The sequence below is a fragment of the Paenibacillus darwinianus genome, assembly GCF_000598065.1.
Lineage (GTDB): Bacteria > Bacillota > Bacilli > Paenibacillales > Paenibacillaceae > Paenibacillus_I > Paenibacillus_I darwinianus.
On sequence record NZ_KK082147.1, the window covers coordinates 14,437 to 36,637 of the forward strand.

27 protein-coding genes are annotated in these 22,201 nt (G+C 59.4%); 4 read left to right on the forward strand and 23 right to left on the reverse strand.

Annotated elements, in window-relative coordinates; all coding sequences use genetic code 11:
- On the forward strand, positions 1–238 hold a 238-nt coding region (locus BG52_RS15960), incomplete at its 5' end, for a hypothetical protein (protein ID WP_190287473.1).
- A gap of 107 nt (positions 239–345) precedes the next feature.
- Here the strand turns inward: BG52_RS15960 and BG52_RS05780 are convergent.
- The 6 genes from BG52_RS05780 to BG52_RS05805 form a co-directional block, all read right to left on the reverse strand.
- A complete protein-coding gene (locus tag BG52_RS05780) occupies positions 346–1,350 on the reverse strand; it encodes a LacI family DNA-binding transcriptional regulator (protein WP_036581049.1) in 1,005 nt (334 codons plus the stop codon).
- A gap of 201 nt (positions 1,351–1,551) precedes the next feature.
- Complete coding sequence (locus tag BG52_RS05785; protein ID WP_036581052.1) at positions 1,552–2,313, reverse strand: SDR family NAD(P)-dependent oxidoreductase; 762 nt, start codon at positions 2,311–2,313, stop codon at positions 1,552–1,554.
- Positions 2,314–2,529: 216 nt separating this feature from the next.
- Positions 2,530–3,063: a YceI family protein gene (locus BG52_RS05790; protein WP_036581055.1), complete on the reverse strand. Its 534-nt coding sequence runs from the start codon at positions 3,061–3,063 to the stop codon at positions 2,530–2,532.
- A gap of 160 nt (positions 3,064–3,223) precedes the next feature.
- Entirely contained in the window at positions 3,224–3,451 is a 228-nt protein-coding gene (locus tag BG52_RS05795; protein WP_036666963.1) for a cold-shock protein, read from the reverse strand.
- Between the two features lie 72 nt (positions 3,452–3,523).
- The gene (gene cspD / locus BG52_RS05800; protein WP_036581058.1) at positions 3,524–3,724 is read right to left on the reverse strand and encodes a cold-shock protein CspD; all 201 of its coding nucleotides are present in this window, start codon (positions 3,722–3,724) and stop codon (positions 3,524–3,526) included.
- A 266-nt stretch (positions 3,725–3,990) separates the two neighbouring features.
- Positions 3,991–5,001, reverse strand: a complete 1,011-nt coding sequence (locus tag BG52_RS05805) for an oxidoreductase (RefSeq protein WP_036581060.1) — start codon at positions 4,999–5,001, stop codon at positions 3,991–3,993.
- 290 nt (positions 5,002–5,291) lie between these two features.
- Between BG52_RS05805 and BG52_RS05810 the strand changes: the two genes are divergently transcribed.
- From BG52_RS05810 to BG52_RS05820, 3 genes are all read left to right on the forward strand, one after another.
- Positions 5,292–6,128, forward strand: coding sequence for a hypothetical protein (locus BG52_RS05810; protein WP_036581062.1), 837 nt, complete (start codon positions 5,292–5,294; stop codon positions 6,126–6,128).
- A 95-nt stretch (positions 6,129–6,223) separates the two neighbouring features.
- Positions 6,224–6,949 carry a peptidylprolyl isomerase gene (locus BG52_RS05815; RefSeq protein ID WP_051587673.1) on the forward strand — a complete coding sequence of 242 codons (726 nt, stop codon included), beginning with the start codon at positions 6,224–6,226 and terminating at the stop codon, positions 6,947–6,949.
- 183 nt (positions 6,950–7,132) lie between these two features.
- Positions 7,133–7,705 (forward strand): MerR family transcriptional regulator, encoded by a 573-nt coding sequence (locus BG52_RS05820; protein WP_036581065.1) that lies wholly within the window; start codon positions 7,133–7,135, stop codon positions 7,703–7,705.
- A 28-nt stretch (positions 7,706–7,733) separates the two neighbouring features.
- Here BG52_RS05820 and BG52_RS05825 read toward each other — a convergent pair whose 3' ends face one another.
- From BG52_RS05825 to eutL, 17 genes are all read right to left on the reverse strand, one after another.
- Entirely contained in the window at positions 7,734–8,681 is a 948-nt protein-coding gene (locus tag BG52_RS05825; protein WP_081793619.1) for an aromatic acid exporter family protein, read from the reverse strand.
- A 153-nt stretch (positions 8,682–8,834) separates the two neighbouring features.
- Positions 8,835–10,397, reverse strand: coding sequence for an amino acid permease (locus BG52_RS05830; protein ID WP_036581068.1), 1,563 nt, complete (start codon positions 10,395–10,397; stop codon positions 8,835–8,837).
- A gap of 57 nt (positions 10,398–10,454) precedes the next feature.
- Positions 10,455–10,583 carry a hypothetical protein gene (locus BG52_RS16620; protein ID WP_263280388.1) on the reverse strand — a complete coding sequence of 43 codons (129 nt, stop codon included), beginning with the start codon at positions 10,581–10,583 and terminating at the stop codon, positions 10,455–10,457.
- Between the two features lie 151 nt (positions 10,584–10,734).
- Positions 10,735–11,598 carry an ethanolamine ammonia-lyase subunit EutC gene (gene eutC / locus BG52_RS05835; protein WP_036581071.1) on the reverse strand — a complete coding sequence of 288 codons (864 nt, stop codon included), beginning with the start codon at positions 11,596–11,598 and terminating at the stop codon, positions 10,735–10,737.
- A 28-nt stretch (positions 11,599–11,626) separates the two neighbouring features.
- A complete protein-coding gene (locus BG52_RS05840) occupies positions 11,627–12,988 on the reverse strand; it encodes an ethanolamine ammonia-lyase subunit EutB (RefSeq protein WP_036581073.1) in 1,362 nt (453 codons plus the stop codon).
- Complete coding sequence (locus tag BG52_RS05845) at positions 12,985–14,472, reverse strand: ethanolamine ammonia-lyase reactivating factor EutA (RefSeq protein ID WP_036581075.1); 1,488 nt, start codon at positions 14,470–14,472, stop codon at positions 12,985–12,987. The genes BG52_RS05840 and BG52_RS05845 overlap by 4 nt, the downstream gene beginning before the upstream one ends.
- A 7-nt stretch (positions 14,473–14,479) precedes the next feature.
- Complete coding sequence (locus BG52_RS05850) at positions 14,480–15,085, reverse strand: ANTAR domain-containing response regulator (RefSeq protein ID WP_036581078.1); 606 nt, start codon at positions 15,083–15,085, stop codon at positions 14,480–14,482.
- 18 nt (positions 15,086–15,103) lie between these two features.
- The gene (locus tag BG52_RS05855) at positions 15,104–16,525 is read right to left on the reverse strand and encodes a sensor histidine kinase (protein ID WP_036581122.1); all 1,422 of its coding nucleotides are present in this window, start codon (positions 16,523–16,525) and stop codon (positions 15,104–15,106) included.
- Positions 16,526–16,657: 132 nt separating this feature from the next.
- Positions 16,658–17,104 (reverse strand): EutP/PduV family microcompartment system protein, encoded by a 447-nt coding sequence (locus tag BG52_RS05860; RefSeq protein WP_036581080.1) that lies wholly within the window; start codon positions 17,102–17,104, stop codon positions 16,658–16,660.
- A 4-nt stretch (positions 17,105–17,108) separates the two neighbouring features.
- Positions 17,109–17,450, reverse strand: a complete 342-nt coding sequence (locus BG52_RS05865; RefSeq protein ID WP_036581083.1) for a BMC domain-containing protein — start codon at positions 17,448–17,450, stop codon at positions 17,109–17,111.
- A 13-nt stretch (positions 17,451–17,463) separates the two neighbouring features.
- Positions 17,464–17,742 carry a EutN/CcmL family microcompartment protein gene (locus BG52_RS05870; protein WP_036581085.1) on the reverse strand — a complete coding sequence of 93 codons (279 nt, stop codon included), beginning with the start codon at positions 17,740–17,742 and terminating at the stop codon, positions 17,464–17,466.
- Positions 17,743–17,748: 6 nt separating this feature from the next.
- The gene (locus BG52_RS05875; protein ID WP_036581088.1) at positions 17,749–18,594 is read right to left on the reverse strand and encodes a hypothetical protein; all 846 of its coding nucleotides are present in this window, start codon (positions 18,592–18,594) and stop codon (positions 17,749–17,751) included.
- A gap of 6 nt (positions 18,595–18,600) precedes the next feature.
- Complete coding sequence (gene pduL / locus BG52_RS05880; RefSeq protein ID WP_036581091.1) at positions 18,601–19,386, reverse strand: phosphate propanoyltransferase; 786 nt, start codon at positions 19,384–19,386, stop codon at positions 18,601–18,603.
- Positions 19,387–19,394: 8 nt separating this feature from the next.
- On the reverse strand, positions 19,395–19,682 hold the full coding sequence (locus BG52_RS05885; RefSeq protein WP_036581093.1) for a BMC domain-containing protein: 288 nt from the start codon (positions 19,680–19,682) through the stop codon (positions 19,395–19,397).
- Between the two features lie 123 nt (positions 19,683–19,805).
- Positions 19,806–21,293, reverse strand: coding sequence for an acetaldehyde dehydrogenase (acetylating) (locus BG52_RS05890; RefSeq protein ID WP_081793621.1), 1,488 nt, complete (start codon positions 21,291–21,293; stop codon positions 19,806–19,808).
- Complete coding sequence (locus BG52_RS16680; protein ID WP_081793623.1) at positions 21,290–21,772, reverse strand: BMC domain-containing protein; 483 nt, start codon at positions 21,770–21,772, stop codon at positions 21,290–21,292. The genes BG52_RS05890 and BG52_RS16680 overlap by 4 nt, the downstream gene beginning before the upstream one ends.
- A gap of 22 nt (positions 21,773–21,794) precedes the next feature.
- A partial coding sequence (gene eutL / locus BG52_RS05900) for an ethanolamine utilization microcompartment protein EutL (RefSeq protein ID WP_036666965.1) occupies positions 21,795–22,201 on the reverse strand: 407 nt, incomplete at its 5' end.

Sequence of the window (22,201 nt, forward strand, 5' to 3'; positions counted from 1 at the left end):
GTACGAGCCGGCAGCCGCGCCGCCGTTGTCGCCCGCGTTCGCGCCGCTGTTCGTTCCAGTGTTCGCGCCGCCGTTCGTCGCTCCCTTATTGTTGTTTCCGCCGCAAGCGGAAAGTACCAACGCAAAAGCCAAAATCAGAATGAAAGCGGACATGCTTGTTCTCTTCTTAAGCACAGACCTCAACCCTTTCTTAATTGGTTCGATTTCAATGACCGTAAATCTGTGGAAACTGCGGTGAACGGCTGCGTATGCGCGGCCGATATGGACATCACCCCCTTAAAATGCCATCATTCCCCTGCCTTTATGCTGGTTTCTATGCAAAAGTTTGACTCCGCAAGCCGCCTCTCACAAGGTGCGCGTCGACTCGCGGATAATCAGCTTGTGCGGCAGCTTCTCGCGAAGCTCCTTCACCTCGCCGGTCATCGCCAGTTCGTGAAGCTTGCATACGGCGCGGTAACCGATTTCATACACCGGCTGGGCGACCGTCGTCAACTTCGGAATGAACATGTGCGCCATCCGGATGTTATCGAACCCCACGACCGAAACGTCCTCCGGCACAGAGCGGCCGCTGTCGCGGACGCAGGATATCGCGCCCATCGCGAACTCATCGGAGGCGGCGAATATCGCCGTCAGCTCCGGATGAGCGGCGAGCAGCCGCACCGCTGCGGCATAAGCATCCTCAAAGCGGTGGGCCGCAAATTCGACGCATGTCTCATACGCCTGTTGGCCGTGCTCCCGAAGCGCCCGCTGAAAGCCGTCGAACCGCGGATAGCCTGAAATCGTATCCCCCAGCGGAAAGCTGATCATCCCGATCGCTTTGTGACCGTTCTCGATGAGATGGCGAACCGCGTCGCAAGCAGCCTGCTCGTCGTCGATATCGACCGACGGGATATCGAACTGCGGCGCATTGGTCGAGGCGAGCACGAACGGAAGCCGATGGCGCAGCATTTCTTCATAGTAATCCTCATGCATCGCATCGCTGGCAAAAATGATGCCGTCCACCTGTTTCTCGTAAAAGCTGTGGATATATGAAAGCAACCTGTCGTGATCGCGGTCCGTGTTGCAAATCATAAGGCTGTGGTTCAACCGCACGGCCGCATCCTGCATGCCCCGGATGAGACCCGCATAGTAAGGGTTTTCAATATCCGGAATCATGACCCCGAGCGTATCGGATTTCTTATAAATCAAGCCGCGGGCAAAGCCGTTGGGCTGGTATTGCAAAGCTCCTATGGCCTCCAGCACCCGGCTGCGCTTGTCTTCCACGACGGTTTCCGGGGCGTTCATAACGCGGGAAACGGTGCTGATGGAGACGCCGGCATGTTTGGCGACATCGCGAATGGTCGGTTTCATGAGTGGAGCCTTCCTCTTTGTTGAGATAGAAAAGCCTCGTTCGTCGGTCCCTTGTTTCCGTTATTTAAAAATGAGCCGAATGGCTGAAAAGCTTTTCTGAAAAGCTTTTCAGCAACATTATAATAGACCCTGTCGAAACTTGCAACCTTATTATCGTTGCAACTGTATAAATGGATTAGTCGCTGTCATTGATGCGGCTCGCTATTGAGCCGTCCAACCTCCGTCAACGAGCAGCACCGTGCCGGTAACCATATCGCTTGCCGGAGACGCCAAATAGATTACCGCGCCAGCTACGTCGTTGATGTTCGCTACCCGTCCGGAAGGAATCCGATCGACAACATTTTGGAGATATGCTGGATCGTCCAGCCGTTCCGCCGTGCCCGGCGTATAGGTGAAAGTCGGCCCGACCGCATTCACAGCCACTCCTTTGCCCGACCATTCCAGCGCCAGCACACGCGTCAGTTGGTTAACGCCCCCTTTTGAAGCGCAATACACGGCATGATCGCGGATACCGACTACGCTCGCCTGGGAACTCATATTGACGATTTTCCCATAGCCCTGGCGAAGCATAATCCTTCCGGCCGCCTGGCAGCAGAAAAACAGACCCTTCAAATTGACGGCCATCATCTCGTCCCAATCTTCCTCGGTCACATCTACCGCCGGGTGATTCGCCCCCAATCCGGCATTATTCACCAAAATATCGATTCGGCCGAATCTGCGCCGGGCCTCCTCCAGAGCGGTCCCGATACGGCCGACATCCCGGACGTCCATCTGCAAGGCGTAAGCCTGACCGCCCTCTGCCCGTATCTCCTCTACCAGTTTCTCCAGTCCGGACAAGCTGCGCGCGGTGACAATCACCATTGCGCCCGCGTTTGCCAGCGCCTTGGCCAATCCGTAACCGATGCCCATGCTTGCCCCGGTCACCACCGCCACCTTATTTGTCAGATCGAATCGAGGATACATGCGATCATCCCTTCCCGTTTATCTGCAAATATATTCGGCAATGAAAGTATTTTTTCCTGCCGGCCGGCTTTTGTCGAATTCATGCGACAGACAAGGATTTCCCAGGAAATATGTCGATCGGTCCGAGGACTGCGGCAAACCGGCCACTCGGGCTCCGCGGAAACAGAAATAGTCCCGGCTCGAAAGGAACACGGGACTTTGTTAGCTTTTATTTGATCAGGCTTGCTGCGACGCTTGAAGCTCGATCGCGATTTTCACTTCGTCGCCAACGAGTACGCCGCCGGTTTCCAAAGCCGCGTTCCAGGTCAAGCCGTAGTTGCTGCGCTTAATCGCGCCTGTGGCACTGAAGCCGACCACTTCCACGCCCCACGGATTTTTACCGCCGCCTTCGAATGTCGCCTCGAACGTCTCGGTTCGGGTTACGCCGCGAATCGTCAGATCGCCGGTCACATCATACTCGTGTTCGCCGGTTTTCACGATGTTCCTGGACTGGAAAGTCATTGTCGGATGGTTCTCGATATCGAAGAAATCAGCGGAACGCAGGTGGTTGTCGCGGTCGCCGCTGCGCGTATCGATGCTGCTGAGGTCCACGCTGATGCTGATGTTCGCCGAAGTCAGATCGTTCACATCGGCTTCGATATCCGCATCAAAGGCATGAAACAAACCTTTAACCTTGGAGATCATCATGTGCTTGACCGAAAACTCGATGCTGCTGTGCGGGGCGTCTACCACCCATTTAGCTTTAGCCATTTGTCATTACCTCCATATAATTAACTTACGTTTAATTATTAACTTACTTTAGTTTATAGCAGTCCCTATATTTTGTCAACCCCTTTATTTCACTCCGAACAACCGCAAAAAACCCGCATCCGAAGGCGGGTTTCGTTGTAGCAGCAGGATAGGCGCATGATCACTCACCTGCCGGCTGTTGCTTTTTCAGGTAATTTTTGTCCGTATTGACCAGCAAGGGCAGCATCTTCGTCGACTTGACCATCGGCGCGCCGCAATGGCTGCAAAGCGGCTCCTGTTCGAACGAGAAGTCGTCACGCATCCATAAGTTGCAGTCGTCCTTCGCACAGGTCCATACATCGGTCAAGGAATGGGGAATCTCTTCTAACGGCTTTTTCCGTGAATACACGGTCCGGTTCCCTCCTTCATCGGGCAAAATAAAACTGCCCTTAACGATCCGTTAAGGGCAGTTTGGTCAGGCTTACAGCTTAACAACGTTCTCGGCTTGTGGGCCGCGGTTGCCTTGCACTACGTTGAATTCGACGCGCTGGCCTTCTTCCAACGATTTGTAGCCGTCGCCGACGATCGCGCTGAAATGCACGAATACGTCTTTGCCGCCTTCGACTTCGATGAAGCCAAAGCCCTTCTCTGCGTTAAACCATTTCACTGTTCCGGTTTGCATTTGGTATTCCTCCTTGATTAAAGATTTACATGACCTTTTTTATTCGCAAATAAAAAATTCACATATGGCAAAAGGTACCATTCCACAATGATCACCCTTTGCAATACGTGAATAGCACGGGCAGGTCTTCATTAGGTACATCGATCATACCACAACCCGGGATAAATAGCAAAACATTTCAAATGAAAAACCCGCAGACTGACGCTGCCAATATGCTGCTGCGGGCATGCTCCAGGCACTCCTTTTCGGGAGCAAATGGCGGCCGACTACAGCGCCACCACCAGGCGCCCCCGCGATTCGCCGTTGAGCATCGGATGCACGATTTCCGGCACGCGATTGAGCGGAATTTCCCGGAAAAGGGCGTCCGGGCGATCCGGCTTAAGCCGCCCGGCCAGCTGCCGCCATATGTCGGTCCGCCGCGGCATAGGAGCAAGTACCGAATCGATGCCGATCAGCCGGATCCCTCTCAGGATAAAAGGAAGCACGGTCGCCGACAGCGCGACGCCGCCGGTCAGTCCGCTGGCCGCCACCGCTCCCGAGTAACGGATGCGGGGCAGAATCGACGATAACGTCCGGCCGCCGACGCAATCGACGGCACCCGCCCACAGCTGCTTGTCCAGCGGCCTCGTCTCGGCAGGCACCAGCTCTTCACGCGTGAGGATATGCCGCGCTCCCAGCCCGCGCAGCCGCTCAGCCTCGTCGGCTTTGCCCGTGGAAGCGGCAACCTCGTAGCCCAGCTTGGCCAGCATGGCCACTGCCAGACTCCCCACTCCCCCGGACGCGCCCGTCACCAGCACTTGGCCGGAGTCCGGCAGAACGCCGCTTTCCTCCAGCGCAATGACGGAAAGGGCTGCTGTAAAGCCCGCTGTACCCAGCATCATCGCTTCTCTCGCGCTCAGCGCTTCCGGCAAAGGAACCGCCCAATCCGCCGGAATCCTCGCATACTCGCTCCAGCCGCCGAAATGGGACACGCCAAGCCCATATCCGGTCACGATCACTTCATCTCCCTGCTTGAACCGCGGCGATTCGCTGCGCTCCACCACGCCGGATAAATCGATGCCCGGAACGAACGGATACGTCTTCACGATGTTGCCGTTGGCGGAGCAGGCCAAAGCGTCTTTATAGTTGACGCTAGAATACCGGACCCGGACCAGCAGTTCGCCATCGGGAAGATCGGCTGCGGTCAGCGTCCGGATCGCGGGCACCACGTCCCCGCCTCCCCCGGGCCTGTCGACAACGATTGCTTTAAAGAGCTGAACGGTCGGATAAGAACTCATCTATATGCCTCCCCTAACCAATTTGGACTTATTATACAGGAAAGGGAAGTATCGCGATATTAATTCCGTCACACTGCACCGCGACACACTGCCCCGCGAGGGCTTGACAGCTCCCGGAAAGTTCGGTAAATTAAACGGACATCAGCAAATCAACCGACATTATACCTTACGCGGAAGCACCCGTAAGCAGAAGCCGAACCGGCTTTTGTTGCGGGTGCTTTTTGACGTCCGCAGCCGGACCGATGGGTCTGGCGAAATAGAAGCTACAATCGCGAGGAGGAGTTTTGTATATGCCGCATACCCGAAAAATGCTCGTGAAATCCAGGGTCCTGTTGTCCGCTTTACTCATCGTGCTGATGACCTCGCTATCGGTTGGCGCGAATGCTGCGGATGCGGCCGTCAAGCTCACGCCGACGGCGGAGGCCGCCTTCGGCAGGCTAGCAGCGGAAACCGGTCCCGCGACGCGCGCGACGATGAAAGCCTTAATGGGAGAGCTGACTGCCTTGCACGCCGAGGATATCCGATGGGAAGAGAAGGCGAAGTCGCTCCGCTTCAAGAATGAAGAAGCGCTCGGCCTTCTCCGGAAGGCGATCAGCCGGATCGGCGCTGATCAAGCGGGCAGGCTGGAGGAGGAGGCGAAGCAAGCAAGAGCCCGTTATAAGCCGTTGTTCGACTATTACCGGTCGTTGAATCGCCAAATGACCGTAGCCAGAGCGCTTGGCGGCGGGGAAACCGCCTCTATGCTCCGGGCGCGGGCCAACGGCGTTAAGCTGGCCGTCCAGCTCGCGCGCCAGGACATCCGCACGAAGGAGGAGAAGCTCCGGGCGGCCAAACAGGAAGCCGCCAAGACGAAAGCGCGAATTCGCGGCACGCTCGCGGCAATCGATCCGCTTAAGGTGCGTTTAAAAGCCGTGCGCGGCGCCATCGCCAGGCACAAGCAAAGCTTGTCCGACCCGCTGGATTCGTTCAAGCAGGCCGTGAAGAAAAAAGACGCCGCCGGTACGACGGTTGCGCTTTCCAAGCTCGTTGCCGTGTCCCGGCAAATCACAGAAAGAAAACGAGCGGGCTATGAGCTGGAAAGCCGGATCGGCGTCATCATTCAGCAAGCAACGGCCCAATTGCCGTAAAGGTCAAACCGTTCGGCTCCCGATTCCAAAGTCAGTCGTGAACCGCTATAATAGATGGCAGTGCCATAAATACGACCAGATGGGAGATCACGATAATGAAAGCAGCAGCACGCAAGCCGGCCATCCTGCTCGCCGCGCTGGCGGCATTCGCCATCCTGCTCGCCGCATGCGGCGGCGGCTCGCAAACGAAGGACGGCCAATCCGGCGGCGGGACAAGCAATGACGGGGCAGCCGCGAATCAAACGCCTGCGGCGGGCAGCGAGGAAACGCCGGTCGCCGCGACGGACAAGTACGCTTCGGAGAAGAACCCGGTAGTGACGATTGAGACCAACGGCGGCAAGCGGATCACGATCGAGCTTTATCCCGAGCTCGCGCCCAATACCGTACACAATTTCATTTCCCTGATACAGAAAGGCTTCTATGACGGCACCGTGTTTCATCGCGTCATCCCCGGCTTTATGATTCAGGGCGGCGATCCCGAAGGCACCGGCATGGGCGGTCCCGGCTACGGCATCGCAGGCGAATTCAGCGGCAACGGATTCCCCAACGAGCTTAAGCATGAACGCGGCGTCATTTCGATGGCCCGGGCCCAGGATCCGAATTCGGCGGGCTCGCAATTTTTCATCATGGTCGGGGATTCCCCCCAGCTCGACGGAAGCTACGCGGCGTTTGGCAAAGTGACCTCGGGGATGGAAGCTGTAGACGAGATCGTCAGCCTGCCGACCGGCGCCAACGATCGTCCGAAGACGCCGCCGGCAATGAAGAAGGTGACCGTGGATACGAAGGGCGTCGATTATCCGCAGCCCAAAACGATACCCTGATGCCTCCCCTAACGGAATGTGCCTGCCCCAGCCCGCCCGGCTGGGGTTTTTGTCATCCCCGAAGCAAAAAAATGCCGAAAACCACTTTGTTTATCGAATTCCCACTACCTTTGTCACCCTTGCAGGGAGAGCGAATCCAGGCGCGAATATGCTTGTAATAGGCTATTGAACGGGGTGATAAATATGATAAAAGCAATGAAAACGAAAGACATGGCGCAAACGCTCGGTGTTAGCCAAACGACGGTCAAACGGTGGGTAGCCCGCTTTCCCGATGCGTTCCGCAAGGACCGGTACGGACACTATGCTTTTTCGGAGCAGGACATCGAGCGGATTCGTTATATCCAGCTTATGGTCGAGCAGGGGTTGGGCCTTGATGAGATCACTTTGCCGCAAGCGGACATCAACCCTGCCCTGCAGCCGGCCGCCGCCGCCGAAGAGCCTTGCGATGCGGGCGGTGATGCCGGCAGCCATCCCGTCGGCCTCACGGACGATCTGCTCATGACGGTCGCGCGCATTGAAGCCGCCCTTGCGCAAAAAGCCGACGAAGTGGTTTCATTCCAATACCTGAAGCAGCGCGAAGAGCTTGAAGATCTCCGCAGCACCGTGGAACGGTTAATGGAAAAGGTCGAGGCGCTGCGGAAGCAGCTCGCTCCCCTGCCCGCGGCGGCGGCCGAATCCCCGGCAAGCGCGGAAGGAGTATCTCCCGGACACAGACGGCGTAAGCGCAGCCTGCTGCGCACACTATTTCCTTTTTAGCCGCGCACAGCCTGCCCCCGATCCCATCCTATTCCAGCGTATCGACGAACCGTTCCAGCTCGTTCGCCACCGCATACAGATTTGCGCGATTCTCGAATTCGTCCCGGGATGCCGGCAGCGGCAGCAGCTTGTGGTATTCGCGGATCGCGCGCAGCATCTCGTAAAAGGTGTCCGCATAACCCGGCTTGTACATATGCGCGCTCAGCTCGGTGACGAAATCGCCGATCCGCCTGCCCTGCTCGATCTGCACGTGAATGCGGGATACGGCCGGCAGCATGCGTTCGATCAGCTCAAACTGCTTTCTTCTCGTCTCGAAATGCCGCTCGTAATCGTTTCCCCGGCTCAAATGATTCTCCGCATCCAATGTGGCAGCGCGCCGCGCCTTTGCCAACAGCTCGGAAAGCTGCAGCAGCTCGCTGCCGTCCCAAAGCGTGTAGCCGTTCTTCATATAAGAGGCGATTTCGTTCAAAATGGCGGCGATCAGCCGGTCCGACTCGGTTTTATACCGCTGCAGCTGCTTGTCGACGCTGGGCATGTACCAGTTGATGAGCAGCGCCACGCCCAGACCGACGGTGACGACCAGCAGCTCATTGAGGAAAAAGGAGGCCTCCACCTCCCTGCGCATGTAAACATGCATCATGATGACCGAGCTGCTGGCGATACCCTCCTGAACCCGGAGCCGGACGCAGAGCGGAATGAACAGCAGCAGCAGGATCAGAAAAGCGTAAGGCCGGTAGCCGATCAGCTCAAACAGCCCCGTAGCGAAAAACAGGCCCGCCATACAAGCTAAAAATCGGCTGACCGCCGCCTTGATGGACTGCTTCCGCGATTTCTGTATGCATAAGAGCGTCAAAATGCCTGCTGCCGAATAATACTCCAGCTGAAGCCATTGGGCTATGAATACGGACAAGCTGACGCCGACCGCGGTCTTGACCGTGCGAAATCCGATTCTGATGGTGATCGCCGCCTTCGTCACATCCTTTTCCGGTAAGTATAAGCGATCCCCCCTCCGGAATCTATATCCACGCGAGAAATATCGTGCTCGCCCTGCCGGCTCCTAACTGAATGTCGACAAGCATGCACAAGAGCACCAGACCCCGTCCGGTGCTCTTGGCCGTTCAATGACAGGCTACATTTTATGCGTAACCGATGCTCCCGGTGCCGAGCCCTGCTCAAGTTCCCTTTCGCGGCGCAGAATTTCCTCCCTTGAAGTGTTCAAGGCCGCCTGCGGGCCCGGAAAATGCTTTTTGTAATAGGCCTGATCCATAATAATGAGCAGAACCATCATGCCGGCAAGCGCGTATCCGGCCATCTCGTTCGGCGGAATCACCATAACGACACTGATGAAAACAATCCAGATCAAAGCGACAACGGAGATGAAATTGCTGTACTTGCCGAGATTCCATGGGCCAAGGTGCTTTTTCTGAAACTTGCCTTGCGCCTGCGCGCGCAGCTTCAGCCAGATCGGAATGCCGTAGGCCACGTACAGCCCCACCACGCTCACCGCCGTCAGAAACGCAATCGTCGTATACGCCGAATCCGGATTGACGGTCTTGATGATGTAGTCGATGAGCGCAAGCAGAAAGGACAAGATGATGGACAGCCAGATCGCTTTGGCCGGCGTCCGGTACTTCTTGGAGATTTGCGCCCATTGGCTGCTGTACGGCATACCTTTATCCCGCGCGAATGCGTACAGCATCCGTGAGAACGAGGTGATCGACGCGCAGCCGCAGAACCACATGGCGAGCGTAACCAGCCACAGGATCACGGAGCCGAAGGTGCCGCCGAGCGCCTGGCTGATGACGTAGATAAAGGCGTTGCCCGCTTCGGTAGCAGCCGAAGCATCTTTGATGGAGAGCGTGACGATGGCCAGCATGATAAACCCGAACACGAACGAGTACGCGACCGACGTGAAAATGCCCCAGGGCGCGCGGACGCGCGGGTTGATCGTCTCCTCGATCGTATGAGCCGACGCATCGTAGCCTGTGAACGTCCACTGCGCCTGCAGCAATCCGATCAGGAAGGCGAGTATGTAAGGCTTGTCGGAGAAGGTCTCGCCCACCTGGAACAAATAATCCGCACCGTTCAGGCCGCCGTTCGTGAAGAACGCCAGCGAGATGACCAGCACGCCGACGATAATGATGTGATACCAGGCGGAGAAGTCGTTCAATCGGGCGACGATCCGAATGCCCACATGGTTGAGAATGCCGTGGGTCAGCAGGATGACCGCAAACGCGATCAGCACGGTCGTATTGGTCGAGGCGTACCCGAACACCTGTCCGAGCAGCGGGTCCGCGAACAGGGCGACGGAATAGTCGATCCCCGCCACGATGCCGATCTGGCCGATCAGGTTGATCCACGCCGTGTACCAGCCCCATCGCTTGTTTTTCAGAATGGCCGCCCAGTGGTAGAGCGCGCCCGCCGTCGGAATCGCCGAAGCGAGCTCGGCCATGGCCGCCGCCACGAACATGACGAACAGAGCGACAATCGGCCAGCCGAAGCCCATCATGCCGGGTCCCCCGTAAGTCAGTCCGTGTCCGTAGAGCGAAACCGCGCCGGTGAGAATCGAAATGATCGAGAACGAGATGGCGAAGTTCGAAAAGCCGCCCATACTGCGGAGCAGCTCCTGCGCATAGCCGAATTTGTTTAAATCCTCTTTATCCTTTTCGAAGTCATGAGAATGAGTGCTCATTGAATCTCCTCCTTGGAAGGATCGCAGATTTACCTGTTCACAGCTCTTGCCGGCGGATTATTTCCCCAGGAAGCTTTCATGCTTGCTTTCATCGAACTCCCGAATGCTTTTGCCCGCAACCCGGACAATCCAAAGGGCAAACACACACGCCACCAGGATCAAGGTAACACCAATCGCCACGTTCATTCCCGCCACCTCCCTTATCCGTTTGTTATGCCCGCCCAGCTTGAAAAGCGCATGCCATTCCGTCTATTTAGAAAAGCTTCGGACCGAAGCGTTTTCCCGAGTTGCCGGTTCCATTCCATGGATTAGCGGCCTTAGCTATTAGGGGGATTAATTATAAATCCAGATTAACGCCGCTCGTCCGCTGCTCCAGCATTTTCTTCACGACAGTGCCGATATGAGCCCCGGCCTCGAGCGGCGGCGTTCCGCCCTGATGGATGTTGGAGATGACGGTGCGGTCGCTCTCGACCGTGCCTTTGCGCGGCCGGTAGCACATATACGCGCTCATCGACTTGGACGATACGAGGCCCGGCCGCTCGCCGATTAACAGTACGAATACTTCAGGCTGTAAAATATCGCCGATATGGTCCATAACCGCCACCCGGCCGCCGCGCACGAAAAACGGCGTTCCGGCGCTGAGCCCGTACGCCTTCAGCGAATCGAGCAGCGCCGGGTACACGTCGCGCAGGTTCGCGTCGACCGCGCTCGCGCTCAGTCCGTCCGATACGACGATCTGCACCTGTGCGTTCATCCGGCACGCCGAGCGGATTTTTTCGACCCCTTCATCGGTGACGATGCGTCCCATGTCAGGCCGCTTCAAATAATTTTCCGTGTTCTCGTAGCGCGTCTCCACAGTAAACAGGCCGTACTGCTCCAGAATGGCCGGGCTGACTTGTCCGTAGATCGAATCCACCGCAGCCGCATGATCGCAACGGAATTTCAGCATTTCCCTGGTGAGCGGCCTGGTGCCCGCCCGCCAAACGCCGATCCGCGCAGGGGTGGCGGCAATCAGCTCGTTCACGCCTTCCTCCCATTTGGGATCGGGCACCCTGGACGCGGCCGGACCGAAAAGATCCACAGGCGCAAGCGGCATCCCGCCCGCCTCGTCCCCGCCCGGCGAAGCCGCCGCCGCGATTCTTTTCTCCAATTCCGTCAACACGCCGTCCACCAGCCGTTCCAATGAGATCGTCCGCTCCATTCGGCAACACTCCTCCCTTCGTCCGCCGTCACATGAACAGCGTCGGATCCCCTGCGGCCGGCGTTAACCGCCCGTTCGCCATGATCCCCATTTCCTCCAGCCATCGCTCGAAATCCGGGGCCGGACGCAGCCGCATCGTCTCCCGCAGGGTTGCGATGTCATGGTAGCTGGTGGACTGGTAGTTCAGCATGCAATCGTCCGCCATCGGCACGCCGATGATGTAATTGACGCCCGCCGCCGCCAGCAGGACGGCGAGATTATCCATATCGTTCTGATCGGCCTTCATATGGTTCGTATAGCAAACGTCGACGCCCATCGGAAGCTGCTGAAGCTTGCCCATGAAATGGTCCTCCAGCCCGGCGCGGATGACCTGCTTGCTGTCATATAAATATTCCGGTCCGATAAACCCTACGACCGTATTGACGATAAAAGGCTTATATTTGCGGGCGAGCCCGTAGCACCGCGATTCAAGCGTTACCTGATCGATGCCGTGGTGCGCCTCCGCAGACAGCTCGGAGCCCTGCCCCGTCTCAAAATACCACAGGTTCGGACCGGTTCCCGTCCCTTCCCGCCGGATCAGCTCATCGGCCTCGTCGAGCAGGGCGATGTCGATGCCGAACCCTTTGTTGCCGTCCGCCGTTCCGGCCAGGCTCTGGAACACCATATCGGCCGGGGCGCCCTGCCGGATCGCTTTCATCTGCGTCTTGATATGCGCGAGCACGCAGTTCTGGGTCGGAATCCGCCATTGGTCCATCACTTCCTTGGTGGCGTTCAGCAGCTGCTTCACGCTCTCCGCCGAATCGATGACCGGATTGATCCCGAGCACGGCATCCCCGATTCCATAGCTCAGCGCCTCGAAAAGCGAAGCCTTCATCCCCTGGATGCTGTCCGTCGGATGATTCGGCTGCGCGCGCCCCGCCAGGACGCCCCGCTGTCCGATCGTAATATTGCAGTGCGACGTCACCTCCATCTTCGAAGCCGCCTGCACGAGATCAAGGTTGCTCATCAGCTTGGCGACGGCCGCCACCATCTCGCTCGTCAAGCCCCGGCTGATCCGGCAGATTTCATCGTTTCCCGTGGTTTGCTGGAGCAGGTATTCCCGGAGCTCGGCCACCGTCCAGCGGCGGATTTCGCCGTAAATCTTCTCGTTCACCGTCTCCTCGATCACCCGAGACACCTCGTCGGTTTCCGGAGGGAGCAGCGGATTGTCGCGAATATCCGCGAGCTTCAGGTCGGCCAGCACGAGCTTCGCCGCCATCCGCTCCTTCGCGTCTTCGGCCGCGATGCCGGCCAGCTGGTCGCCCGATTTCTCTTCGTTGGCCTTCGCCATTACTTCCTTAAGGCTCTTAAACTGAAACGTCTTGCCGAGCAATGCGGTTGTCAGCTTCAAGCATGCGTCCCTCCCACGGTCCTGTTGTGAAAAGCCAGCGTTTTGACTACGACGGGAATCATCACACCCGATATCGGTTCTCCCAAATCGATGTAATCCCCGTATTCGACACGAATCTGATCGATGCAGACGATGCCCGGCCTTCCCCCGCAGCGCCGGTCCAGCGATTGCCCCAACGCTTTGGCGAGATCGTTCTCGCAGACGACGACCATTGCCCGGCTGGCCGGAAAAGCTTCCCGGAACCGCTCGGCGAGCGCATCCGACAGCCATTGCAGCGATTCGTACGAGCAGTGCTTCATGCCCGATAAGGCGAGCGCAAAAGGCGGCGAGGCATCCTGCTCGAACAGGCTCGCGGCGGTCCGCATCACGCCGGCCGCCGCCTCCTTCAGCAGCGCTTCACGCGCCAGCATATGCGGCGAAATGTCGAGCTTCAGCACCGGCAGGTTGCGGATCGGCAGCAGTGAGGCGTCCAGATGGACGGTGGCGCCGCTGATTTCCGTGCTCTGCATGCCTGCCCCGATCACGGTCGCCCTGACCGTCTGGTCCGGCTGCGCCAGCCTGATCGGGTAACGTTCGCAGCATTGCCGGAGCGCATGCGCAAGCAGCGGGCCGATATCGCCGTGCACGGCCGTCTCGGCCAGGCTATCCGGCGCTTTTGCCGCCATGAGACCGCCTATGCCTCCCGATACCGTCCATTCCTCAAGGACGGGCACGGACGGCAGCGGATCGCCGAGCATCAGCTTGCGGATCGTTTCCTTCCCTCCCGCGGGGAGGGCACATCGGGCCAGATAATCGAGCATGTCGCGGCACATCGCCGCGCAAATTTCCCGCAGCAGCGGGAAGCCGACCGTCTGGCCGGGGGAGATGGCGAAGCCGCTCGCTTCCAACCAGGGCCGCAGCGACGGAGAGACGGCTTCAATGGTCCCGGCGGGGTCCACTTGTATCAGCCTGCCGCCTACATGAAACGTGACCGTGCCCGCCGGTTTCCCCCGTGCAAAAAAAGCAACGTTCGCCGTACCTCCGCCGACATCGAGATTCGCAACCGCGCCTCTCGTATGCATGGATCGCCGGTCGGCTCCCGCACCCTTGCCGGCCAGCAGCCCTTCCAAGTCGGCCCCGGCCGTCGCCACGACGAAATCCCCTGAGCGCTCTGCCAGCAAATGCACGATCCGGCTTGCGTTCTTCTTGTTCGCCGTCTCACCGGTAATGATGACGGCGCCAGTCTTCAAATCGCGCGGGCTGATTCCCGCCTTCTCATAATCCTGCGAGAGCAGCTCCCCTATCCGTTCCGCATCGATCTCGTCCTCGCCCAGCAGCGGCGTGCCGTGAATCGGGCTCGCATAGAGGAGCTCCCGCTCCACGATGTCGTAGCGGGGAAGGCTGAGCGCGCTCGAGGTGCGCGTCAGCTTCAACCGGCTCACGATCATTTTAGTCGTGCTCGTGCCGATATCGATGCCGACGCTCGTGATCCATTGATCCGGCATATGCGCTTCACCCGTTGTCCGGCAGAGACATGGAGGCCAATTGTCCCGGACCGTCTTGCAGAATGCACGCCGCCAGCCTGGACAGCGGCATCCGGAAGGCCATGCTGGCCATCCGCATTTTGCGGTACGCCTCCTCTTCTTCCAGCGCGTATGCTTTCATGACGATCCCCTTCGCCTTCTCGATCCGCTTGCGCTCCTCGATCGATTGCTTTAACTGCTGCAGATCGTGCTTAAGCGCATCCATCCGCTCCTTCTGGCTGAGCGCGATCTCGACCGCCGGGATCAGGTCGGCCTCCGACACCGGCTTGACCAGATAAGCTGCGACTCCGGCGCTGCGCGCGTCCTGCACCAGCTCCTTCTGGCTGTAGGCCGTCAGCAGCAGCACGGACGTGTCCTGCATTTTACGGATGATATGCGACGCTTTAATGCCGTTCATGACCGGCATCTTGATGTCCATAATGACGAGATCGGGCTTCAGCTTGGCGACGAGCTCGATCGCTTCTTGACCGTTTTTGGCCTCGCCGCCGATATGATAGCCTTCCTCCTCCAGCATTTCCCGCAGGTCCATCCGAATGATCGGGTCGTCATCCACCACGACGATCGAGTTTTTCACGGCTTGCCCTCCCTCAGGTTACGCTTTGGACAGCGGGAATGTAATCTGGACCTCCGTACCCCGCCCGTCGGAAACGATGCTCATCATGCCGTCGAGATTTTCCTGCACGAGCGTCTCGGTTATTTTCAGGCCCAGATGGCTCTTGCCGTCCGACGGCGATAGAGCCATGCCGGCGCCGTTATCGGACACCCGCACCCGGGCGATCGGCCCGTTGGAATGCAGGGCCACGACGATTTCTCCCGACTCCGCAGCCGCGAACGCATGCATGACGCTGTTCTGCACCAGCTCGTTGACGGCGAGCGCGAGCGTCGCCGCGACATCGGAAGGCAGCGCAAGCTCATCGCCCGTAATGGTAATGCGGATCGTCTGCTCGGGCTTGGCCGTAGACGAAACGATATTCTTCGCGATCCGTTCAGCGACATCGTTGAAAAAGATCGTATCGAGCCCTTCGAAGGCCAGCATTTCATGAATGACGGCGATGCTGTTGATGCGGTTGATGCTGTCGCGGTACACCTTCCGCACCTCCTCCAGCTTCGTCCTGCGCATCTGCAGGCGCAGCAGACTGGAGACGGTCTGCAGATTATTTTTCACCCGGTGGTGGATTTCCTGGATGACGGCCGATTTAATGACCAGCTGCTTCTCTTTCTCCTTCAAATCGGAGATGTCGCGAATCAGCATCAAGCCTCCCGCCGCCTTCTGTTCCCGGTGGATCGCCACCGCCTTCAGCTCGAATGCAACATTGCCCATTTGGAATTCATCGTGGCACACGCCCGTTCGTCCCAGCACACTCTCCCGCTTCAAACGGCCGAAGAACAGCTCGCCCATGCCCCGGCCTTCCACCGCGCCGGTATGCCCAAGCTCCTTCAGCATTTCGCGGGCCCGGGGATTGGCGTAGGTGAGGCGCTCCCGTTCATCGAAGAGCACGATCCCCTCATGCATCAGCGTCTGCATGCCGCCATCGATCAGCGCGGCGCCCAGCGTTTCGCTGAGCTGCTCCGTCGTCTCCAGCAGCCGCTCGACGTTCCGCTCCTGCCGCACCCGCTCGGAAATATCCTGCTCTATGATCAGCGCGCCGATCACTTTGCCGGCCTCGGAACGGATCGGCGTCACATTCTGCTGCATGACGATCTGCTCCTGCGAAATGCCGCGCGACCCGATCACCGGCCGCCCGCTGACGAGACAGAACATGACGGCAGGCTCGTTCTCCGCATGCGCATATTGCCCGACGACCGACGTCTTGTAGAGCGACGGGGCGGTGGCCGGGTGCGCCTGCGCGACAACGAGCGCGGCATCCGAATCCGGCAGCGGACAGTCGATGAACACATCCGCTTGGGACACGTCGGCAAGCTGCTGCAGATGACGCGACAAATCTTCAATAACAGCCGTTTCCTCCGGCGTCAGTCCGGTTCGCTCCAGGCATATTTCCGTGACAGATATCATGGCAAATCCCCCGTCATTAAAGGAATTTTTGATTCCATTGTCACACAGCCGGGACGTTAACGAAACCATTTTCACAAAATAATGCCGCCCGTCTCCCGCCGCCTGACCGTAAGCGCCGCGAGCCATTCCCTTCTATTGCCCGATCAGTTTCCACAGCCGCTCCTTCAGCTCCTCAACGCCCTCCCCGGTTGCGGAAGACGTCGGATAAATGTCCCCGCCCGGCAGCGACTGTCCGAGAAGCGCGGACGCCCTTTGCGCATCGGCATCGGGATGATCGATTTTCGTCACCGCCCCGACCGCCGGCACAGGAAACCCGCTCGCAAATCCCGGCGGAAAATAATTTCGGCTGCGCGTGGCGTCCTGCACAAGCAGAACGGCCGCAGCCTCGTGCGAGGTTGCCATGAGCGAACGGTAATAAAGTGGATTCTCGCTGTATTCGCCCGGCGTATCGATGAGCCATTCACGGTAGACCAGGCTCTGCGTTTTGGCCGCGGATTCCGGGCGCGAATCGCCGAACAGCGCCTTGACGAGCGACGATTTGCCTGCCCCGACCGCACCGATGATCATCACCTTGCGCATCGGCTCACGACCTTGTCAGCGGAGCGGTGGAGAATTTGAGCTTATCGCGCAAAAAGCCATTGACCGCCTCGATCGCCATCTCGACAGCCGCCACCTCCCCGGTAATGACGAGCGAGCCGGTGAACCGGTCCAGATAACCGATGCCGACCGGCGCCGCCTTGGTGGCCACATCGGCTGCGATTATCGCGGTCTCCGTCGGCGTCAGCGTCAGAATGCCAAGCGCGCTTGCCTCCTCGATACCGAGCTTCGTATACAGCACCGGATCGGGATTGGCGATGACATGAGCGAGCGTCAGCTGCTTGCCTGGCACATATTCCTGGATGACCCGCTGCTTCTCCTGCTCCATGCTTCACGCTCCCTTATTCCGCATCCTCTTCGACCTCATAATTGTCGACGATGCCGACGACCATCGCGTCGATCGGCACGGTTCTGCCGCTGAACAGCACGCGCGCCGGACTTCCCCGGGACACGATCACTCGCTCGCCGACGCCCGCGCCAATGCGGTCCGCCGCGATGACCGTCTGCCCCGCTTCGCGCTCCTTGAAATCGATCGGCATGACGACCAGCAGCTTCAGGTTGTCCATGCCTTCCTCTTTTTGCGTCGCCCAGACGCTGCCGATCACTTTTCCGAGAAACATGGGACCTCACCTTTCCTCCGCGTTTACGGCGATGCCTTTCTCCCTCAGCAGATCCTTCGCCAGCGGCGATAATATCGTCCCTTGGCCCAGCGTTAACCGGGTAAATTCACGGCTCTTGAGCTGCTGCCTCACCCAATCGGCGGACAGCAGCTTTCCTTCGAACGTCACGCTGCCCGCGGCGCCTCCGGCTTCGCCCCGCCGTGCGTCGGCCGAGATTTCGGACGACCCGTCCGCCGAAGCGGCGGCGGTTTGCTTGCGCGCAGCCGGAAGCTTGCGGACGACCTGCTCGGCAAGCCGCTTGAGCGGCGCGAACTCGATGCCGTACGTCTGCATTTCCATTTTGTAATAGTCGAAAAGCTTTCCATAAGCCGCCGGCAGCTCCAGCGTTTTCAGCGTGCGCCGGTCCGCCCGCTTCAGGCCCGGTATATCCTCGCCGACCAGCACGAACTTCCCCAACACCAGCGCGGCGAAAATAATTTCCGACTTGACCGTTCCCTTCATGCCGAGCGACACTCGGCCCGCATTATCCAGATCGATCTCGGGTACGACGATGCCGTCATACGCCATCGGCACCTCAATCGGGGCCGGCGCGAATTCATCGGCTGCGATAACCTTGCCCGGACCGCCCGTCTCGACCTTGTGCTTGCCAAGCCAGGCCGACGCTTCGCCGTCCAGGAACAGGATGTCGTGGCGGATGCCGTGGTTTTGCAGCAATATAAAATGATCCGTATACGCTTCATGCGCGGCTCCGTCATCGAGCACGTACAGCACCTTCGGCGGCTGGACCGTTTCCGCTTCCAGCTTGGCGACAAGCTCGCGGACGATCGATTCGACCATTCGTTTGATCTCCATCTGCGGCTACCCCCTAACGGAACCCGTAATCTCGCCGTTCTTGCCGATCATGCGGACGGCATCCCCGGTGCTCAGGCCGGCCGCGTTCGCTTCGTCCGTATCGATATGAAAATCGAGGGTGAAGCGCTCGTTTACCCGGATCGCCGCCTCCGCAAAAATAACCGGCCGTTCTCCCGTCGTCTGGAGGATGAGGCGATCCCCCTGCTCGACGCCGAACCGCATCGCATCGCTCGGCGGCATGTGCACGTGGTTTTTCGCTACGATCAGCCCTTCCGGCAAGACGACCGTTCCTTTCGCACCCGCCAAGGTAATACCGGGTGTGCCCTCCGTCTGTCCGGACAGCCTGACGGGCGGGTGAACGCCGAGCGCAAAGCCGTCCGTGCGTGAAATCTCCACCTGTGTCGCTCCGCGGGACGGCCCGAGAATGCGGACGTTCTGAATGATGCCCTTCGAGCCGATCAAGGTCACCGTTTCGTGCGCGGCGTATTGACCCTTTTGCGACAGCTCCCGCATAGGGGTCAAGCTGTAGCCGCGGCCGAATAAGGCTTCGACATGCTCCGGCGACAAATGCGCATGTCGGCTGGATACGCCTACGGGAATGTGCAGGTTGCCCGCTTCCGTCCGTCCGGGCAGCTTGGCCGGCTCCTCCCCGCACCGCCGGATCGGGATGCCTCTTCCCTTGAGGAAATCCGCCGCGGCAGGCGTCAGCTTATCCCCTTCGGCGACCGGAAACGGATCCGGAATGCCTTTGATGAGCAGGGCACGGAGCGACGTTTCCGTAATGAGCGCCATCGCTCCGCTTAACCTTCAAGCTTCGGCAGAATAAATTCAATGTCCGAGTGCGGCCGCGGAATGACATGCACCGAAACAAGCTCCCCCACCTTCTCGGCAGCGGCCGCTCCCGCGTCGGTAGCCGCCTTGACCGCGCCGACGTCGCCTCTTACCATCACGGTAACCAATCCGCCGCCGACGTGCACCTTGCCGACCAGCCGGACGTTCGCCGCCTTCACCATCGCGTCCGCCGCTTCTATCGAGCCTATCAAGCCTTTCGTCTCCACCATTCCCAATGCCGCCAGTTCTCCCGCCATTTCGAATACCTCCCCATTTTTTTAGCTGCCGGATCAGCGTTGGTTTCACCGGTTTTCCGGTCGGCCGCACTGCGTTTCGTTTCGTTTGCATTTCGTTTGCGTTTTGTTTGCGTTTCGATTCGGTTATTTCGCCTGCATCTCGGACAGCACGCTTTTCACGATTTGCATCACTTCTTCCCGCGAGATGCCGAGATCGCTGCGGGTCGCCAAAGTCTTTTCGACCCGCTCAGCCGCCTTTACCGCTTCCCCATCCTCAGTCACCATGTCGCGGATGCCGAACGCCACCCGCTTGATATTGAGCAAGTGCTGCGGCCCGATGTTGTCCGATGTGATGTTATTGCCGAACGAGCCGCAGCCGAGCGTCATGGATGGCAGGATGCCCGTCGTGGCGCCGATTCCCCCGAACGTCGTGCCCGCGTTGACCACAATGCGCGAGGCCGGCTTTTCCAGCCCGAATGCCTCAATGACCGGCAAGTCCTCGCAATGAATGCCGAGCGTATGGCCGAGTCCGCCGAGCTCCAGCAGCTCGATGCAGCGCCGGCAGCCCTCCTGCCAATCGTTCACGGTGTAGAGCGCCAGCACCGGGCTGAGCTTCTCAATCGACAGCGGATGCTCGAGCCCGACCGCCGTCTCCTCCGCAATCAGCACCTTGGCGCCTTCGGGAACCGTGATGCCGGCCATGCCGGCGATTACCTGCGGCGATTTGCCGACCACCTTCGGGTTGAGCCCTTTGCCGATCATCAGAATCGCGCCAACCTTCCGTTTGTCCTGTTCATTCAGAAAATGGGCGCCCTGCCGCTTCAGCTCCCCCACAAAACGGTCCTTCACCGCCTGATCGACGACCAGCGCCTGCTCGGAGGCGCAAATCGTGCCCCAGTCGAACGTCTTGCTCTGCATAATGAGGCGCGCCGCCTTCGACGTGTCCGCGCTGCGGTGAATGTAGACCGGCACGTTTCCGGGTCCGACGCCGTAGGCCGGCTTGCCGGAGCTGTAAGCGGCTTTGACCATCGCCGTGCCGCCCGTCGCCAGGATGAGGTCGGTCAGCTTATGCTTCATGAGCTCATTGACCGCTTCGATGGAAGGCTGCGAAAGGCAGTGGATCAGCCCGGCGGGCGCTCCCGCCCTTTCCGCGGCATCCCGCATAACCTTCGCCGATTCCTGGGAGCAGCGTACGGCCGCCGGATGAGGGCTGATGACGATCGCATTGCGCGCCTTCAGCGCGATCAAGCATTTGAACAGCACGGTCGACGTCGGGTTGGTAGAAGGAATGATCGCCGCCACAATCCCGACCGGCTGGGCCACTTCCCAAACCTTGCGTCCTTCATCCCGGCGGATGATGCCGACGGTCCGCATATCCTTGATCGCTTCATAGACATCGCGGGCGACGAATAAATTTTTTATTTTTTTGTCAGCCGGCTTGCCATAGCCCGTCTCTTCGACGGCCAGCGCGCCGAGCCGTTCCGCCTCCGCTTCGGCCGCCCGCGCCATCGCGCCGACGATCTCGTCGATCTGCTTCTGCGTCATTTTTTCAAGCTGCGCCTGGGCCGTCTTCGCCTCCTGCAGCGCAAGCCGAACGTTCTGAATCGCCATCAAGTCATTGTCCAGCTTCACGATGATCCTCCACCCCCTTCACCGTCATTCCGCAACGGGTCAACCGGTTGTCCGGCTTCACCGCCGCCTGCCTTAACCTTCTCAGACGGCGTTGCGGGGCCTGGCGAGCCGGATTTCGCCCCCTTGGCCGGCAGGGCCCCCGGAAGCTGTCCGTCCGCCGGCTGCTGCTCATCTGCGGGACCCGGGTCCTCCCGGCGAATAAGCGACCGGAGAAATTGAAGCACCGCATCATCCGGGCGCGGAATAACATGCGAGCCGAGCAGCGTGCCGATTCTGCGCGCCTCCGCCTCTCCGGCTTCCACCGCCGCTTTTACCGCCGCCACGTCGCCCAGCAGGTAGATCGTCACGATCCCGGCGTCCGCTTTCTCGTAGGCCGTCACCTGCACATCCGCCGTCTTCGCAGCCGCATCCGCGGCCGCCACCAAGGCGGGGATGCCGAGCGTCTCAATCATGCCTACCGCCGGCAATTGTCGGTTCATTTCTCATCACCTCCTTCTTCCGTCACCCGAACCGTTTCGGGTCCTTCGCCACCGCGCCGACCGCAGCCGCAAAAGCTTCCGCCGCAGCCGCGCACGCCGATTGGCTGCCCGTAAGCAAGCCGCCCGCAAAGTTCGTCTCGGTAGGCGGCCCGTAAAATTGGCAGAGCCGAACGTCCGCCGCCTTCAGCGCGGCATCAACCCCGCAGATCGCTTCAAGCGGCGGCGCAATCAGATAGGCCAGCGGCTCTCCTTCCGGTATATCCGCGATTCGCGACAGATAAGACCCCGTGCGGGAGACGACATGGGCGTAATAGGCATGGGTCGCCTCTTCATTAAGCGCGTAAAAGCAAGCCCCATGAGCCATCAGCTCGACAGCCGCCTCCAGCCCGCTCCTCACCTCGGCAGGCGTCGCACCGCCGATGATGCCGA

Excerpts from the sequence above, each read along its gene's own strand:
- BG52_RS05845 (WP_036581075.1), bottom strand. The coding sequence starts at position 14,472 with ATGCCGGATCAATGGATCACGAGCGTCGGCATCGATATCGGCACGAGC.
- BG52_RS05885 (WP_036581093.1), bottom strand. The coding sequence starts at position 19,682 with ATGGCGGGAGAACTGGCGGCATTGGGAATGGTGGAGACGAAAGGCTTG.
- BG52_RS05830 (WP_036581068.1), bottom strand. The coding sequence starts at position 10,397 with ATGAGCACTCATTCTCATGACTTCGAAAAGGATAAAGAGGATTTAAAC.
- eutC (WP_036581071.1), bottom strand. The coding sequence starts at position 11,598 with ATGGAGCGGACGATCTCATTGGAACGGCTGGTGGACGGCGTGTTGACG.
- BG52_RS05870 (WP_036581085.1), bottom strand. The coding sequence starts at position 17,742 with ATGTTTCTCGGAAAAGTGATCGGCAGCGTCTGGGCGACGCAAAAAGAG.
- BG52_RS05875 (WP_036581088.1), bottom strand. The coding sequence starts at position 18,594 with ATGGAGATCAAACGAATGGTCGAATCGATCGTCCGCGAGCTTGTCGCC.
- BG52_RS05780 (WP_036581049.1), bottom strand. The coding sequence starts at position 1,350 with ATGAAACCGACCATTCGCGATGTCGCCAAACATGCCGGCGTCTCCATC.
- pduL (WP_036581091.1), bottom strand. The coding sequence starts at position 19,386 with ATGGCGCTCATTACGGAAACGTCGCTCCGTGCCCTGCTCATCAAAGGC.
- BG52_RS05815 (WP_051587673.1), top strand. The coding sequence starts at position 6,224 with ATGAAAGCAGCAGCACGCAAGCCGGCCATCCTGCTCGCCGCGCTGGCG.
- cspD (WP_036581058.1), bottom strand. The coding sequence starts at position 3,724 with ATGCAAACCGGAACAGTGAAATGGTTTAACGCAGAGAAGGGCTTTGGC.
- BG52_RS16620 (WP_263280388.1), bottom strand. The coding sequence starts at position 10,583 with ATGAACGTGGCGATTGGTGTTACCTTGATCCTGGTGGCGTGTGTGTTT.
- BG52_RS05820 (WP_036581065.1), top strand. The coding sequence starts at position 7,133 with ATGATAAAAGCAATGAAAACGAAAGACATGGCGCAAACGCTCGGTGTT.
- BG52_RS05790 (WP_036581055.1), bottom strand. The coding sequence starts at position 3,063 with ATGGCTAAAGCTAAATGGGTGGTAGACGCCCCGCACAGCAGCATCGAG.
- BG52_RS05785 (WP_036581052.1), bottom strand. The coding sequence starts at position 2,313 with ATGTATCCTCGATTCGATCTGACAAATAAGGTGGCGGTGGTGACCGGG.
- BG52_RS05805 (WP_036581060.1), bottom strand. The coding sequence starts at position 5,001 with ATGAGTTCTTATCCGACCGTTCAGCTCTTTAAAGCAATCGTTGTCGAC.
- BG52_RS05865 (WP_036581083.1), bottom strand. The coding sequence starts at position 17,450 with ATGGAGCAGGAGAAGCAGCGGGTCATCCAGGAATATGTGCCAGGCAAG.
- BG52_RS05855 (WP_036581122.1), bottom strand. The coding sequence starts at position 16,525 with ATGATATCTGTCACGGAAATATGCCTGGAGCGAACCGGACTGACGCCG.
- BG52_RS05860 (WP_036581080.1), bottom strand. The coding sequence starts at position 17,104 with ATGCGCAAGGTGATGATCATCGGTGCGGTCGGGGCAGGCAAATCGTCG.
- BG52_RS05810 (WP_036581062.1), top strand. The coding sequence starts at position 5,292 with ATGCCGCATACCCGAAAAATGCTCGTGAAATCCAGGGTCCTGTTGTCC.
- BG52_RS16680 (WP_081793623.1), bottom strand. The coding sequence starts at position 21,772 with ATGAACCGACAATTGCCGGCGGTAGGCATGATTGAGACGCTCGGCATC.